Source organism: Mesorhizobium sp. B2-3-6 (assembly GCF_006442305.1).
Lineage (GTDB): Bacteria > Pseudomonadota > Alphaproteobacteria > Rhizobiales > Rhizobiaceae > Mesorhizobium.
This window is the reverse complement of sequence record NZ_VFVW01000016.1, coordinates 52,437-67,777: the sequence shown is the minus strand read 5'-3', so window position 1 is coordinate 67,777 and position 15,341 is coordinate 52,437. Positions and strand designations below refer to the sequence as shown.

The following is a 15,341-nucleotide window of genomic DNA, read 5'->3' as shown; positions in this document are numbered from 1 at the left end:
CCGATCGCAACCTCTTCGGCAACAACTAACAGCCGATCTCCAGTTGACGGCGGGCCTTCCGCCGTCCTGGCGAAATTCGAAAATTCAGGAGACTTGAAATGAAGAAGATCATCCTTGCTGCCGCCGCCGTCCTGGCCGTTTCGGGCAGCGCTTTCGCCAGCAGCGACAACTATGGCTCCAATGGCGCCAATCAGCCTGCCGTCACCTCGGTCGACAATGCGCACACGGCTTCGATCCGCGACAGCGGCTCGCCCGTCTACAAGCTGCTCAATTCGTCGGGCGATGTACACAAGTCCGCCCCTCAGGGCAGTGACCGGAATCTCTTCGGCCACTAACAGCCGAAGCTGACACCAAACACGAGCGGCGGGCTTTGCCCGCCGCTCCTGTTTTTGCGTGACCGGCAATTAATTCATGGCCTGCTCTCAGGCCGCTTTCGCTTCCGTCTCGTGCAGCGCGAAGGATCGTCCATCCGCGTCGAAGATATGAAGGTCTCCGGCGTCGGCGCTCAGCCGCAGTGTCGCCCCGCGCTTGACCTCGACATTGCCCGGCAGCTTGGTCACCAGCGGCAGGTCGGCGCGGCCGATGTCGACATAGACGAGTTGCACCTCGCCGAGCTGCTCGACATAATCCACCGTTCCTTCGAACAGATAGTCCGTGCCGCCGGCGATCGTCAGGTCCTCCGGCCGCACGCCGAAGCTCACCGACGCGCCCTTGGCCGAGGCCGGCGTCGCGATCGGCACCGTAGCCTTGCGGCCGCCGACATGACTGATGGCGGTCGGATTGCCCGATTTGTCGATGGTCGCCGGCAGGATGTTCATGGCCGGCGAGCCGATGAACTGGGCAACGAACAGATTGCCGGGTTTCTTGTAGAGTTCCATCGGCGTGCCGACCTGCTCGATATGGCCCTCCTTCAGCACCACGATGCGGTCGGCCAGCGTCATCGCCTCGACCTGGTCGTGGGTGACATAGATCATGGTGGTGTTGGGCATCGATTCCTTGAGCTTGGCGATCTCGATGCGGGTGGCGACGCGCAGCGCGGCGTCGAGGTTCGACAGCGGTTCGTCGAACAGGAACACCTTCGGGTTGCGCACGATGGCGCGGCCGATGGCCACGCGCTGGCGCTGGCCGCCCGACATCGCCTTGGGGAGGCGGTCGAGATAGTTGGTCAGCTGCAGGATCTCTGCCGCCTGGCGCACGCGCTTGTCTATCTCGGCCTTGCTTTCCTTGCCGATCTTCATCGAAAACGCCATGTTGTCGTAGACCGTCATATGCGGATAGAGCGCGTAGGACTGGAACACCATGGCGATGCCGCGTTTCGACGGCGGCACGTCGTTGACCACCTCGCCGGCTATTCTGAGCTCGCCCGAGGTGATCTCCTCGAGCCCTGCGATCGAGCGCAGCAATGTCGACTTGCCGCAACCCGACGGCCCGACGAAGACGATGAACTCGCCCGATTTGATGTCGAGGTCGATGCCGTGCAGAATGTTGAGATTGCCGTATGATTTCTTCACTTGCCTCAGCGTGACATCGGCCATGTTTCCCTCCAGTGGTCCCTAGAATTCAGTCGATGCGCCCGAACCAGGCGCCGTAGCCGCCGAGGCGGATGGAGCCGGAGCTCTGCTGTCCCGAAAATCCGTGTCCGGGCAAAGGTTGCAGCGATCGACCGCCAAGGTCAACCTCCGCTGGCCCGGATCCCAGGTTGAAGACGCAGACGATCTGCTCGTTGCCCGCGCGGCGCGTGAAGGCGACAGTGTCGCCCTGGCTTTCGATGAAATTGATATCGCCCTTGGCCAACGCCGGATGGGCACGGCGGAAGCCGAGAAAGCGTCGGTAGTGTTCGAGCAGCGAATGCTCGTCGCCTTGCTGGACATTGACGGCTTGCGACAGGTGCTTGGCCGGCACCGGCAACCACGGCTTTGCCTGGGAGAAGCCGCCATTCCTGGCGCTGCCGTCCCACACCATCGGCGTGCGGCAGCCGTCGCGGCCCTTGAATTCCGGCCAGAAGCGGATGCCGTAGGGATCTTGCAGATCCTCGAACCGCAATTCGGCTTCGCCGAGCCCCAGTTCCTCGCCCTGATAGATGCAGACCGAGCCGCGCAAGGACATCAGCAATGCCGAGATAACCTTGAGATAGGCGGTCGGGTCGGCTTCGTTGGCGGCCCAGCGCGAGGCCGGGCGCATCACGTCATGGTTGGAGAAGGCCCAACACGACCAGCCGTCGCTGGCAACCTTGCCAAAGGTTTCCAGCACCGAACGGACCTTGGCGGCGCTGATCTTTTCCGGCGCCAGGAAGTCGAAGGAATAGCACATGTGCACGCGCTTGCCGCCGGCTGTATAGGCCGCGACAACGTCCAGTCCGCGCTGTGAATCGCCGACCTCGCCGACCGCGGCCGTTGCCGGATATTCGTCGAGCAGGGCGCGGAAGCGTTCGAGGAAGCCGAGGTTCTCCGGACGGCTCTTGTCGTAGATGTGGTCTTGGTAGTTGTAGGGATTGACCGCGGGTGCGGTCTGGTCGTTGCGCTGCTCCGGCGGCAGCGGCGGGTTGTTTTCCAGCCCCTGGCTGTGGAAGTAGAAATTGATGGTGTCGAGGCGGAACCCGTCGACACCGCGCTCCAGCCAGAAGCGGGTCACGTCGAGCAGCGCGTCCTGGACTTCGCCGTTGTGGAAATTGAGGTCCGGCTGTTCCGCGAGAAAGTTGTGCAGGTAATATTGCTGGCGGCTGGTGTCCCATTGCCAGGCCGATCCGCCGAAGATCGACAGCCAGTTGTTGGGCGGCGTGCCGTCCGGCCTGGGATCGGCCCAGACGTACCAGTCGGCTTTCGGATTACTGCGGTTCGATCGGCTTTCCCTGAACCAGGGATGGATGTCGGCGGTGTGCGACAGCACCTCGTCGATCATCACCTTCAGCCCCAGCCTGTGCGCCTCCGCCGTCAGCGCGTCGAAATCGGCCAGCGTGCCGAACATCGGGTCGACGTCGCAGTAATCCGAGACGTCGTAGCCGAAATCCTTCATCGGCGATTTGAAGAAGGGCGAGATCCAGATGGCGTCCGCGCCGAGCGCGGCGATATAGGGCAGCCGCCCGATGATCCCCTTGAGGTCGCCGATGCCGTCGCCATTCGAGTCCTGGTAGCTGCGCGGATAAATCTGGTAGATCACGGCACCTCGCCACCAGTCGCTATCGACGGCGAGATCGGGCCTCGAACTGGCTTTCAAAGCGGATTGCATGGTTTCAGCCTCCTTTCACCGAGCCTGCGAGCAGCCCGCGGACGAAATAGCGCTGCAAAGAGAAGAACACGATCAGCGGCACGATGATGGTCACGAAAGCCGACGTCGTCAGGATCTCCCAGTCGCCGCCACGCGAGCCGAGCAAGGCATTGAGCTTGGCGGTCAGCACGATCTGATCCGCCTCCGTGCCAAGGAAAACCATCGCCACCAGGAGATCGTTCCATACCCACAGGAACTGGAAGATGGCGAAGGACGCCAGCACGGGAAATGACAGCGGCAGCACGATCTTGACGAATATCTCGAAATCGCTGGCGCCGTCGATGCGCGCCGATTCCATGATCTCGCGCGGCAGGCCGGCAATGTAGCTCCGCAAGAGGTAGATGGCGAAGGGCAGTCCGAAGCCGGTATGCGCCAGCCAGATGCCGAGATAGGTCTTGGAGGGCACGCCGAAGAAGGCGCCGACGCCGTTATAGAGCTTCAACAGCGGGATCAGCGACATCTGCAGCGGCACCACCAGCAGGCCGATGATGACCGCGATCAGAAGCGCGCGCCCGGGAAAGCGCATCCAGGCCAGAGCGTAAGCCGCAAAAGCGGCGATCAGGATCGGGATGACGGTCGCCGGGATAGTGACGGTCAGCGAGTTCATGAAGGAGCGGCCGATGCCTTCCGAAAACAGCACGGTCCTGTAATTGTCGGTGGTGAATTTCGGCGGCGCCGAGGAGGCATAGTAGACGCGCTGGCCGCGGTCGCCCTCGAACGCCTTGGGCGAGGTCATGACGAAGCTGCCGTCGGCATTGAGCTGCAAGGTAACGCCGTCGCCGAGATCGGCCGATGTGCCGGCCGGATATTGCGTCGGTGCCGCCGACTTGACGCCGAAGGCGCTGATCTCGCGCTTGGCGCCATCGCCGAAAATGTTGCCCTGGAGGACGAACTTGCCGTCCTTCTCGACCTGCGCCGAGGCGGGCGGCAGGCGTCCAGCTTCGGTCTGGGTCGAACTGGCGAACGAGTTCCACCAGCCCGAGGCGATGATCTGGTCCTTGTCGCGCAGCGACGATATCAGGATGCCGAGCGTCGGCATGGTCCAGATCGCAACGAAGACCAGGACGGCGATGTGAACGCCGAAGCGGCTGGCGAAGGAGTTTCCGGTCGCGACGGTCATCTCAATGTCCTCCCGTCTCTTTGTTGGCCTGGCGTATGTTCCAGACCATGATCGGAATGACCGCGATCATGATGATGATGGCGATTGTCGCGCCGCGGCCGAAATCACCGCCGCCACGGAACATCCAGTCGAACATCAGATTGGCCAGCACCTGGCTGTTCCATTGGCCATTGGTCATGGTCAGGACGATGTCAAATACCTTGAGCACCAGGATGGTGATTGTGGTCCAGACCACGGCGATGGTACCCCAGATCTGCGGCACCATGATTTTCCAGAAGATCTGGAACGGATTGGCACCGTCGATGACGGCGGCTTCCAGCGTCTCTTCCGGAATGCCGCGCAGCGCCGAAGACAGGATGACCATGGCAAAGCCGGTCTGGATCCAGATCAGGATCACCATCAGGAAGAAATTGTTCCAGAACGGCAGCGATATCCAGACCTGCGGCTGGCCGCCGAAATGCTGGATGATGGCGTTCAGGATGCCGATCTGCGTCTGGCCTTCGCCGCGATACTCATAGATGAATTTCCAGATGACGCTGGCGCCGACGAAGGAGATCGCCAGCGGCAGGAAGATCAGGCTCTTGGCGATCGTGCCCCACCAGATCTTGTCGGTAAGCACGGCGATGATCAGGCCAAGGAAGGTACAGGCGGCGGGCACTACGGCCAGCCAGAGCACATTGTTGAGGATCGAATTGCGAAACTCGCGGTCGCCGAAGGCCCATTGATAGTTGGCCAGGCCGACGAAATTGGCGCCGCCGCGATCGAGGAAGGACAGCCGCAGCGTCTCGACCACCGGATAGATGAGATAGATGGTCAGGATGATCATCGCCGGGCCGACGAACAGCCAGGGCCGGATCAGCCCTTGCCGGCGCAGATTGTCGACGGCGGCGGCGCCCGAGACGCCGCGCGAGGGGAAGGTGACGTCGAGCAGTTTGTTGGCGCCCCAGAAATAGGCGACGCAGCCGCCGACGCCGATGATGATGACGAATATGGCCGAGAAAATCTGAGCCGCCATGGGTCCCTCTCCCTGCACGACCCGCCAGGATGGAAACGATCCTTGCGATTGCGCCGCGCGCCGATCTCGTTGTTGAGCGCGGGCAGGCAGGGAAGCGTGTGGCTCCGTGCCCGCCGCATGCCGGAATGTCTACGCTGTCACGACTGGATCTGACCCGTCCCGGTTGGCCGGGCTGGGATGTTGCGATGGGGCCGGTCGGATCTGGGCCAACTGGCCCGGATCCGCTCGGGAGGTGGAAGCCTAGGCCTCCGCGGGTGCGGCTCTTACTTGATCGCGTCCCAGCTCTTCTGGATGTCGGTGGCGACGTCCTGCGCCGACTTGCCGCCGACCAGGTCGATCATGCCGGTCCAGAAGGCGCCGGCGCCGATCTTGCCCGGCATCAAGTCCGACCCGTCGAAACGGAAAGTCGAGGCATTGGCCAGGATCTCGCCCTGCTTGCGCAGCGCATCGCTGGCATAGGCATCCTTGTTGACCGCCTTGAACGGCGTCACGAAACCGCCTTCGGCCATCCAGATCTCATGGGCCAGCGGCATCTTAAGGAATTCGATGAACGCGCGGGCGGCCTTCGAGTCCTTGGTGATCATCGCCAGCGTTCCGGCGCCGAGCACGGGGGTGCCGAGTTCGGGCTTGGACGCATAAGGCGGGAAGTAGAAGAAGTCCGCGTCCTGGCCGATTTTCGTGCCTTCGGGGAAGAAGGTCGGGATGAACGACGCCTGATGGTGCAGGTAGCATTTCGGCGGCACCGCGAATAGGCCCTTGGGGCTGTCGCGGAAATCGGTCGCCGCGACCGCCTTGGCGCCGCCATCGACCATCTTGTCGTCGGTCGCGATCTTGCCGAAGATGTTGATTGCATTGACCACGGCCGGGTCGTTGAACGGGATCTCGTTCTTCACCCATTTGTCGTAGGTTTCCGGAGACTGCGTGCGCAGCATCAGGTCTTCCACCCAGTCCGTCGCCGGCCAGCCGGTGGCGCCGCCCGAGCCGAGCCCGATGCACCATGGCGTGCCGCCGTCGGCGATAATCTTCTTCTCGAGGTCGGCGAGTTCTTCCTGCGTCTTCGGTACCTTGTAGCCGGCTTCCTCGAAATTGTCCGGCGAGTACCAGACCAGCGACTTCACGTCGGCCTTGTAGGGGAAGGCGAAGAAGCCCGGCTTGCCGTCCTTGTCCTTGAAGGTGCCGAGGTCGACCCATGACTGGCCGGCGCCGTAATTGTCCTTGACCCATTTGGCGGTGTCGTCGCCGAGCGGCGTCAAGAGACCCTTGGAAGCAAGGTCCTGGATCAGGCCGGGTTGCGGCAGAACGGCGATGTTGGGCGGGCTGCCGGCCTGCGTGTCGATGACGATCTGCTGCTCGTAATTTTCCGAGGAGGAATATTTGATCTCGGCGCCGGTGGCTTCCGAGAAATAATCGAGTACGCCGCGCACCAGGGTCTCGTCCTCGCCGCGCCATGGCCCGAAGATCGACAGGGTCTCGCCCTTGAGGTCGACTTTCTTGAGTTCTTCGTAGTTTGCCCAGTTGAAACGCTTGTCCTCGCCCGGCTTGAACTTCAGTTCGGCCTGCGCGGGCGCGCCGAGGGCGAGCACGGCAAGCGCGGCGCCCAGCAAAAGCATTTTCTTCATCGGTATTCCCTCCCAGTGGGTCACAAACACCGGACGGAACCTCCATTCCGCCCGCCGACGCCGCAGGACTGTGACTCAGTCGGGAAGGAACCGCAACCTTTCGAAGAGTCTTCCAAAGCGCTTTGGCTATTTCGATCTCGCCATTGAATCGTCCAGAAGTCAAGAGGCGTGGTAACTTAATCGATTTAATTCCGGAGTCTGGCGCCTGGAAAATCGCGCTGCAGCATGCTTTTTTGGCAGTGCAGCAGCAATTTATGTTTCAAACCTGCACCAAGCCTGCCTATGGTCGCCATGACATGCCGGGCCTGCCGCAGGGCTTGGGTCGATTCAATTTAAAAGCGCTTTGAGGCATGGAGGCCTCTCGTGAACCTGAAGCAACTCGCGCACATGCTGGCGCTTTCGCAGACCACGGTAAGCCGGGCGCTGAACGGCTATCCCGAGGTCAACGAAGAGACGCGCCGGCGCGTCATGGACGCCGCCAAGCGCCATGGCTATCGCCCCAATCCGAGCGCACGCCGGCTTGCGACCGGCAAGTCCGGAATGATCGGCTATGTCTTGCCGACGGGTGCTGCCGTCGACATCGACCCGCACTTCGTCGAATTCCTGTCCGGCCTTGGCGATTATGCGCGCTCGCACGAGCTCGACCTGGTGCTGTCTCCCGCCGACGCCGACGACCAGGAGACGACTTACCGGCGCATCGTCGCCAACCGCCAGGTCGACGCCGTCTACATCTCCTCGCCGACGCCGGCCGACCGGCGCGTGGCGCTGGTCAACACGCTCGGCATACCCTTCATCATCCATGGCCGCAGCGAAGGTTTCGATTTCGATTATCCCTATCTCGACATCGACAATGAGGGCGCCTTTCACGAGGCGGCACGGCTGCTCGTCCAGCTCGGCCACCGGCGGCTGGCGCTGATCAATGGCGATGACCGCGAAACCTTCGCCGTGCATCGCGAGCGAGGCGTGCGCCGGGCGCTCGCCGCGAGCGGCCTGACCTTGGGCGACCGCCATGTCTGCTCCGTTGCCATGACCGAGGAGAACGGCTATCGCGCCGCCCGGCGCCTGCTCGAACAGGACGGCGCGCCGACCGCGATCGCCTGCTCCAGCCTGATCATGGCGCTCGGCGTCGTGCGCGCCGTGCGCGACCTCGGCCTGAGCATCCCCGGCGACATCTCATTAATTGCACATGACGACGTCTTCCCATGGCTGAAGCCGGAGAATTTCTCCGTACCGCTGTCGACGACGCGCTCCTCGATCCGGCTCGCCGGCGCCCGCATCGCCGAGCGTCTGGCCGCACGGATATCGGGCCTGGAAGAGGGCCCGCGCGGCGAGGTCTGGCCGGTCGACCTGGTGATCAGGGGGTCGGTTGCCGGAGCGCCTGCCTAGGGTTAGAGCCAATCGCTCCGAGGGGCCGAGTTCGACCGCTTGCGGGCGTTGCCGGAAGATCGATTGCAGTGTCATGGATAGTGGTCTGCCTGCACCGCGCTTGCTTTGGCTTTTAGAGGGTGGCAACCAGTAAGCCGAAGCCATCAACCAGCCCTCCTGGATGCCCACTTGCCCATATTCCCGTTCTCCGAAATGGATCCAATCCAACATCCTGGCCCACCGCCGAAGCGTTCGGAGGTGGTCATCATTGGTGGCGGCATTATCGGCGTAACGACGGCTCTTTTCCTGGCGGAGCGGAACATTCCGGTCACGCTGCTGGAAAAAGGCCGCGTTGCGGCCGAACAATCGTCCCGAAATTGGGGCTGGATTCGAAAGCAGGGGCGCGACGCAGATGAACTGCCAATTGTCATCGAGGCTTTTCGCCTATGGCGGCAACTGGCTGAGGAATGCGGCGAAGACATCGGGCTGGACCAGACAGGTGTGACCTATCTGGCGAACTCCGACAAGGACATGGCCGGTTTCGAAGAATTCATGAAGATCGCCGCGATCCATGGGCTCGACACTCGCCTCCTGGACGCAGACGAAACCGCGAAACTCATCAAGGGCATGTCGCGCAAGTTCAAGGGCGCGATGACGACGCCCTCCGACATGCGTGCGGAGCCTTGGTTGGCGGTGCCTGCGCTTGCTCGTCTTGCCGTCCGAAAAGGCGCCAAGATCATAGAGAATTGCGCAGCGCGAACCCTCGAAATCTCAGCTGGCAGGATCAGAGGAGTGTGGACCGAGGCGGGATACATTGAAACCTCCAGCGTACTGGTCGCGGGCGGCGCCTGGTCGTCGCTGTTCCTGAGAAGACACGGCGTCTCCATCCCCCAACTCAGCGTCAGGGTAACCGTAGCCGCAACGGAGCCTATGCCTGAAATCTATGCAGGTGCGGCAGCGGACGAACACATCGCTTTCAGGCGCCGACAGGATGGCGGATACACGCTCGCCCCGGGAGGCAGTAATTTGCTTTACCTGGGACCTGACGCATTCCGGCACGCCACCAAGTATCTTCCCGCCCTCATGGCCAATCCGCTCGGAACCCGCTACTTTCCGTGCGCTCCATCGGGTTACCCTGATAGCTGGTCGACCCCGCGCGATTGGACCCCGGATTCCCAGAGTCCTTTCGAAAGAATGCGGGTGCTCAACCCGGCCGCTGAACGCTCCGGCCTCCGTTCTGTAGAGCGCAATTTCAGACGCCTTTTTCCACAGTTCGAAACAGTTCGCTTGAAGGCAGGCTGGGGAGGCATGATTGACGCCATGCCCGATGTCGTCCCCGTCGTGGATCACGCCCGGGCAGTCGTCGGTCTTTTCGTGGCCACGGGAATGAGTGGTCACGGCTTCGGTATCGGACCTGGAATCGGTCGCGTCGTTTCCGACCTGATTCAGGGTAACGCGAGTGGGCATGATCTCAGCCGCTTTCGGCTGTCACGCTTCTATGATGGAAGCGCCGTTCGGTTGGGTCCGGCCCTCTAGATGTTTAGTCCAGCATTCGTCCCGTCTCGGCCATCGCAAATAGCCGACTGAATTTAGGAGCATGTTGCCAAGGATCATTCCTTCGCCGTCTCGGCGGCCTTGATGTCCAGCAGCCCGTAGCCGAAGTCATCGTCCCGCCCTTTCGAACCGAGATCCCGGGCCGTTGCGGCCAGCGCCTTTTCGATGGCGTCGGCCGAGCGGTCCGGCGCGGCGTGGATGAGATTGGCAATGGCGCCCGAGACGATCGCGGCGGCGAACGATGTGCCGGTGACGACATCCGAGCCGGCTCCGCTCGGCGCCACCATCTCGACGCCCGGCGCCGAGATGAAGACATAGGCGCCGCGATTGGCCTGCGGCATTAGCCCATCCCTGGCGTCGGTGGCGGTCACCGCGATGACGCCGTCGAAGGCGGCCGGGTAGCCATAGGGCGCCTTGGGCCCGTTGTTGCCGGCGGCGGCGACAAGAACCATGCCGAGCGCGCGTGCATTGCGGCAGGCGATGCCGAGCAGGTCGTTCTTCGGACCGACGAAACTCATATTGATGATGCGCACGTCCTGCTCGGCCGCCCAGTCGAGCGCAGCAAGGATGACGTCCATTGTCGACTTGCCGCCTTCGAAGGCACGTGCGTGATAGATCCTGGCGCCGGGCGCCATGCCCTTGAGCGCGCCGACGCCGGCGATCAGCCCATCGACCGAAGTGCCGTGGTCGCGCTTTTCGACCGGCACGTCGGGCATGGCGTCGAACTGGCCGGCGATGACCCCGGCCAGCGTCGGATTGGTGTCGTCGATGCCGGTATCGATTACCGCGACGCGGACGTTCTCGCCGCTCGCCTGGCTGGGTTCGAGCGCGATGCGCTCGAACGCATAGTTGACGATGCCCGCCGCCTGCTGAAGCGAATAGATATGGTTGGGCTCACGCCGCTGCGTGCGGCTGTCGGCGGCAAGCTGCGCCAGCACCACGCCGACGGGGCGGCGGTCGGGAATGCCGAAGCGCACAAGCGTGGTGCCGAGCAAAAATGATTGCCGCTGCGAGCGCACATCGAGGCCGAAGGAAGCGGCGATCTGCTGCACGGCGCCCGCATCGCCATCGACGGTCACCAGCACCTCGTCGGGCACGAAATCGCCGGCCACGGCGCGTGGCGGCTGAACGGCGATGAGATCGCTTGGCGAGACGATCGGCCCGCCCGAAGGCGGTCCGGCCTGCGTGCCGGCGGGCGGCGCCGCCGGGTCCGGCCGTGGCGTCGGCACCGGTGCCGCGGGAGCGGCCGCATTGGGGAACAGGTCGACGATCAGGGCGGGAAGAAACACGGCACCGGCCGCGCTGCCGCTGTCGCCGCCGTCCTTGCCACAGTCGGCGCCTGCCGCATCGGTGCCGTCGCGGCAGTCGATCTTTCGGTCGGCATTGGCGTCGTTGCCCTGCGCCGACGCAGGCCCGATGGCGATCATCATCGCCGCCGCAAGGATTGCCGCAAATCGAATGACCGCCTCAGCCGCCATCGGCCGGTTTCCTTCCCTCGATCACGGTGTCGGTGAAAGGCTGGGCGGCAACAAGGCCGAGTTGCCTGGTGTAGTCGGCCGCGTTGGCGGCCGGAATGCCGAGCCGGAACACGCCCTCGGCGGTCGGTCCGTCCAGGATCTTCAGTCCGCTGCTGCCGAGAAAGGCGGCGATGTCGGACATTTTCGCGTCGGGCCTGAACTTGACCAGGGCGAACGGCATCTTCGCCATCTCGTCCTGCGCGCCCGCGATCTCGAAATTGCCGCCCTTGCCGCCGGGCTGCACGAACGACTGCACCATGACCAGCGCCAGCAGAGCCGCGGCCGCCGCCCAGGCGACGCCGACCGGCAGCGCGATGAAGCGGCTCCAGGCCTGCGCCAGCCAGGACGAACCGGCGGCGGCGCGCGCCGGGCCGGCCTCGGCATCGAGCGTCCTGGAAAAGCGGCTCAGCGCATCGGCCGGCGGACGGATCGCCTCATTGGCGGCCGCGGTGCTGGAGAATTCAGCCTCCGCCTCGCCAAGAGCGGCCATCGCCGCTGGATCGCTGGCCAGCCATTCCTCGACGGCCTCCAGTTCCGAGCCTTCCAGCGAACCGTTCAGGTAGAACGGCAGCAACGTTTCCATTTCGTCGCGGCGCGACATCTTTTCAGCGGCGCTCATGGCCACCCCCTGTCGTAACCGGCGGCCTTGAGGGCTTCGCCGAGTTTCTTGCGGGCATAAAACATGCGGGTCTTGACGGTCGCGACCGGGATGTCGAGCACCTCGCCGATCTCGGTCACCGATTGCCCCTGATAATAGGCGAGATCGATGACCACGCGATGCTCGCGTGGCAAGGCATCGATGAAGCGGCGCAAGGCAGTGCTCTTGTCCTCCTTCATGGCAACGATCTCGGGCGTATCGGCGCCGTCGGGCACCGCGGCTGCGGCCTCGTCGTCGATCCAGTCTTCCTTTTTCTTGCGCAACAGGGACAGCGCCTTGAAGCGGGCGATGCCGAGCAGCCATGTCGAGACTTCGGAACGTCCCTCGAAACCCGGCGCCTGGCGCCACAGTTCGAGGAACACCTCGTTCGCGATGTCGTCAGCCATCATTTCCGATCCCGTCTGGCGCGCCACGAAGCGGTATATCCGCGCGTGGTGGCGCATGAACAGGAGCCGCACGGCGGCCCGGTCGCCCTTCGCGACCCGCTCGACAAGCGCGCGATCGGTCTCCATCGCGCCGGTCATGACCGATCGAGCCGCCTGGCTCCTGCCTGCTCTGTCGCTGATCGGCTCAAAAAGGTTCATCCTCCGCCAAGGAATTTGCGGAGGCTAACCGAAGAAGATGAGCCTTGCCAGTGGGTGAAGGGGAAGCTAGCTCAGGAAGGGCTTCGCCTTCATCGTCTCGGGTATCGCCACCCCCAGCCGGCTTAGAACCGTTGGCGCCAGCTGCAATTGGTCGAGCAGCGTGTCGGCATCTGGTCCGTTGCCGCCGCCGAAATAATACATCGCGAAATCCTGCATCTCGTCATCGCGGCCGCCATGGTGGCCGCGGTCGGTCTGGCCGTGATCGGCGGTGACGATCACTTCATAGCCGGCGTCGCGCCAGCGCGGCAGGAAAGCGGCCAGCATGCCGTCCATCGCGTAGCAGGCATGGTCCATCTCGTGACAGTCATGGCCGAAACGGTGGCCCATCGAGTCCAGCGTGCAAGTGTGCAGGATGCCGTAGTCGATGCCGTGGCGGCTGCTCAGCATGGTCAGCGTGGCGAACAGGTCGACGTCGCTCGGCGTCATCTGGTTGCGCGCGTTGTAGCCGGTCATGGTGTGGAAGCGGCCATGCGTGATCGGCCCGCCCGGCTCGTCATACTCCATGTCCTCGACGAGGTCGAACGGGTAGGAACGGAAGAACTCCGACCAGTAGGAGTGGGTGACCGCGCCGGTTATTCCCCCGGCCCTGGTGACCTCCGAGAAGATGTCGGGCTGGCTGACGCGGAAGCGGTTCTCGTTGGAAAGAATGCCATGCGCCTGCGGCGGCACCCCGGTGTGGATCGAAGCATAACAGCAGGCCGAGGTCGACGGCAGCACCGAGCGCATCCTCCATACCCGCGCTTCGCCCGACTGCACCCAGCCTTCGAGGTTGCCCATCAGCCGGCGCCAGTTCCGGTAAGGCACGCCGTCGAGGATGATCAGCAACAGTTTGGTCTTGAGCGCCACGAGCTGCTCCATGCGATTGTCGGGGGAACGAGCACGCCGCGTGTCGCACGGACACGCGGCGCTTTCGGCGGGAACTTGATGTCAGGCGTTCAGCCAGCATTCGGCGAGCGCGTAGCCGTCCATCATCTCGCCGATCGGGCTCTTGGCGAAGCCGCCGATCTTGTTGGTGGCGGCGTCGATGAACTGGTTGAAGAAAGGCACGATCAATCCGCCTTCGTCGCGCATCAGCACGGCCATGTCGTGATAGATCGCCTTGCGCTTGTCCTGGTCGAGCTCGCCGCGCGCTGCAAACAGCATCTTGTCGAACTCGGGCCGCTTGAAACGCGTGTCGTTCCAGTCGGCGTTCGACACATAGCCGGTGGAATACATCTGGTCCTGCGTGGCACGCCCGCCCCAGTAAGACAGCGAGAAAGGCTGCTTGTTCCAGACCTCCGACCAATAGCCGTCGCCAGGCTCGCGCTTGATCTCGATCTTGATGCCTGCCTTGGCGGCGCTCTGCTGATAGAGCTGTGCCGCATCGACGGCCCCGGGGAAGGCGACGTCGGAGGTGCGCAGCAGGATCGAGCCGCTGTGGCCCGACTTCTTGTAGAGCGCTGCAGCCTTTTCCGGGTCGAACTTGCGCTGTTCGATGGCCGAAAACAGCGGATAGGCCTCGTTGATCGGGAAGTCATTGCCGACCGAACCATAGCCGCGCAGGATCTTTTCCAGCATCTCGTCGCGGTCCATGGCGAGCTTGAGCGCCATCCTGAGATCGCCGTTGTCGAAGGGCGCGGTGTCGCAGAACATGTTGAACGGGTAATAGCCCTTGCCCGAAACGTTCTCGATGCTGACGCCGGGGATGCGCTTGACGAGATCGACCACCTTCGGCTCGACGCGATTGATCATGTGCACCTGGCCGCCTTGCAGGGCCGCCAGCCGCGCCGTCGCATCGTTGATGACGACGATCTCGACCTGGTCGGCATGGCCCGCCTTGTCGCCTTGCCAGTAATTGGCGAAGCGCTCGCCGCCATGGCGCACGCCGGGCTGGTTGACGGTCACCTTATAGGGGCCGGCGCTGATGCCCGCGTTCGGATCGTCCTTGCCGCCATTGGGCTGGATGACGAGATGATAGTCGGCCATCAGATAGGGGAAGTCGGCATCGGCGTCGGCAAGCGTGACGACGACCTCCTTGCCGTTGGCCTTGATGCCCTTGATGTTCTTGAGAATGCCGAGTGCGCCCGACTTCGATTTCTCGTCGGCGTGGCGCTCGATGGTGGCCGCGACATCCTCCGCGCCGACCGTCTTGCCATTGTGGAACTCGATGCCATCGCGGATCTTGATCGTCCAGGTCTTGGCATCCGGGGAAGCGCCGATGTCCTCGGCGATCAGGTTGACCAACCTGTTGTCGGGGGTGAGGCGGACCAGATATTCGCCCCACTGCTTGCCGAAGCTGAAGGTGACCTGGCTGAGGTTCAGCGCCGGATCGAGGCTGTTGGTCGATTCGCCGCCCTGCAAGCCGGCCTTGAGAATGCCGCCCTTGACCGGCGTCTGCGCGAAGGCTTTCCCGGCCAGCGTCGTTGCCAGCGCCGCCGACATGCCCAGCGCCGCGGTGCGCCCGAGAAAGTCACGCCGCGATATCCGGCCTTGGCCGGCGAGTTCAGCGAGATGGTCGAGTTCAGTCTTCATGTCCTACCCCTTTTTGAAACAACCGCACACAGGCGATGCCGTCCGAAGGACGTCTGGCCCTCCAGTGTTGCATC

14 protein-coding genes are annotated in these 15,341 nt (G+C 63.4%); 4 read left to right on the top strand and 10 right to left on the bottom strand.

Translation table 11 applies throughout. The features are described 5' to 3' along the window. The first annotated feature begins 98 nt into the window (after positions 1-98). A complete protein-coding gene (locus FJ953_RS29810) occupies positions 99-335 on the top strand; it encodes a DUF680 domain-containing protein (protein ID WP_140501218.1) in 237 nt (78 codons plus the stop codon). 87 nt (positions 336-422) lie between these two features. Here the strand turns inward: FJ953_RS29810 and ugpC are convergent, their stop codons facing one another. From ugpC to FJ953_RS29785, 5 genes are all read right to left on the bottom strand, one after another. Continuing rightward, positions 423-1,535 (bottom strand): sn-glycerol-3-phosphate ABC transporter ATP-binding protein UgpC, encoded by a 1,113-nt coding sequence (ugpC, locus tag FJ953_RS29805; RefSeq protein ID WP_140525615.1) that lies wholly within the window; start codon positions 1,533-1,535, stop codon positions 423-425. Between the two features lie 25 nt (positions 1,536-1,560). Continuing rightward, positions 1,561-3,225, bottom strand: coding sequence for an alpha-glucosidase (locus tag FJ953_RS29800; RefSeq protein ID WP_140567869.1), 1,665 nt, complete (start codon positions 3,223-3,225; stop codon positions 1,561-1,563). Between the two features lie 4 nt (positions 3,226-3,229). Beyond that, positions 3,230-4,384 carry a carbohydrate ABC transporter permease gene (locus tag FJ953_RS29795; RefSeq protein ID WP_140625642.1) on the bottom strand — a complete coding sequence of 385 codons (1,155 nt, stop codon included), beginning with the start codon at positions 4,382-4,384 and terminating at the stop codon, positions 3,230-3,232. A 1-nt stretch (position 4,385) separates the two neighbouring features. Continuing rightward, positions 4,386-5,399 (bottom strand): sugar ABC transporter permease, encoded by a 1,014-nt coding sequence (locus FJ953_RS29790; RefSeq protein WP_140501210.1) that lies wholly within the window; start codon positions 5,397-5,399, stop codon positions 4,386-4,388. A gap of 263 nt (positions 5,400-5,662) precedes the next feature. Beyond that, positions 5,663-7,018: an ABC transporter substrate-binding protein gene (locus FJ953_RS29785; RefSeq protein WP_140567866.1), complete on the bottom strand. Its 1,356-nt coding sequence runs from the start codon at positions 7,016-7,018 to the stop codon at positions 5,663-5,665. 122 nt (positions 7,019-7,140) lie between these two features. Here FJ953_RS29785 and FJ953_RS29780 point away from each other — a divergent pair, with 122 nt between their 5' ends. The 3 genes from FJ953_RS29780 to FJ953_RS29770 all read left to right on the top strand — a co-directional run bounded on the left by FJ953_RS29780 (position 7,141) and on the right by FJ953_RS29770 (position 9,919). Next, on the top strand, positions 7,141-7,365 hold the full coding sequence (locus tag FJ953_RS29780) for a hypothetical protein (RefSeq protein ID WP_140512791.1): 225 nt from the start codon (positions 7,141-7,143) through the stop codon (positions 7,363-7,365). A gap of 16 nt (positions 7,366-7,381) precedes the next feature. Continuing rightward, positions 7,382-8,404, top strand: a complete 1,023-nt coding sequence (locus FJ953_RS29775) for a substrate-binding domain-containing protein (protein ID WP_140501204.1) — start codon at positions 7,382-7,384, stop codon at positions 8,402-8,404. Between the two features lie 168 nt (positions 8,405-8,572). Further along, entirely contained in the window at positions 8,573-9,919 is a 1,347-nt protein-coding gene (locus FJ953_RS29770) for an FAD-binding oxidoreductase (RefSeq protein ID WP_140501202.1), read from the top strand. Between the two features lie 74 nt (positions 9,920-9,993). On the opposite strand, the gene FJ953_RS29765 is transcribed toward FJ953_RS29770, so the two are convergent. The 5 genes from FJ953_RS29765 to FJ953_RS29745 all read right to left on the bottom strand — a co-directional run bounded on the left by FJ953_RS29765 (position 9,994) and on the right by FJ953_RS29745 (position 15,267). After that, positions 9,994-11,415 carry a S8 family serine peptidase gene (locus tag FJ953_RS29765; protein WP_140512792.1) on the bottom strand — a complete coding sequence of 474 codons (1,422 nt, stop codon included), beginning with the start codon at positions 11,413-11,415 and terminating at the stop codon, positions 9,994-9,996. Further along, on the bottom strand, positions 11,405-12,073 hold the full coding sequence (locus FJ953_RS29760) for an anti-sigma factor (protein ID WP_140512794.1): 669 nt from the start codon (positions 12,071-12,073) through the stop codon (positions 11,405-11,407). Before FJ953_RS29760 ends, FJ953_RS29765 begins: the two co-directional genes overlap by 11 nt. Next, entirely contained in the window at positions 12,070-12,636 is a 567-nt protein-coding gene (locus FJ953_RS29755) for a sigma-70 family RNA polymerase sigma factor (protein ID WP_140512795.1), read from the bottom strand. The genes FJ953_RS29760 and FJ953_RS29755 overlap by 4 nt, the downstream gene beginning before the upstream one ends. A 126-nt stretch (positions 12,637-12,762) precedes the next feature. Beyond that, positions 12,763-13,602: an alkaline phosphatase family protein gene (locus FJ953_RS29750; protein ID WP_140625641.1), complete on the bottom strand. Its 840-nt coding sequence runs from the start codon at positions 13,600-13,602 to the stop codon at positions 12,763-12,765. An 81-nt stretch (positions 13,603-13,683) separates the two neighbouring features. Then, positions 13,684-15,267: an ABC transporter substrate-binding protein gene (locus tag FJ953_RS29745; RefSeq protein ID WP_140558767.1), complete on the bottom strand. Its 1,584-nt coding sequence runs from the start codon at positions 15,265-15,267 to the stop codon at positions 13,684-13,686. Positions 15,268-15,341: the final 74 nt, after the last annotated feature.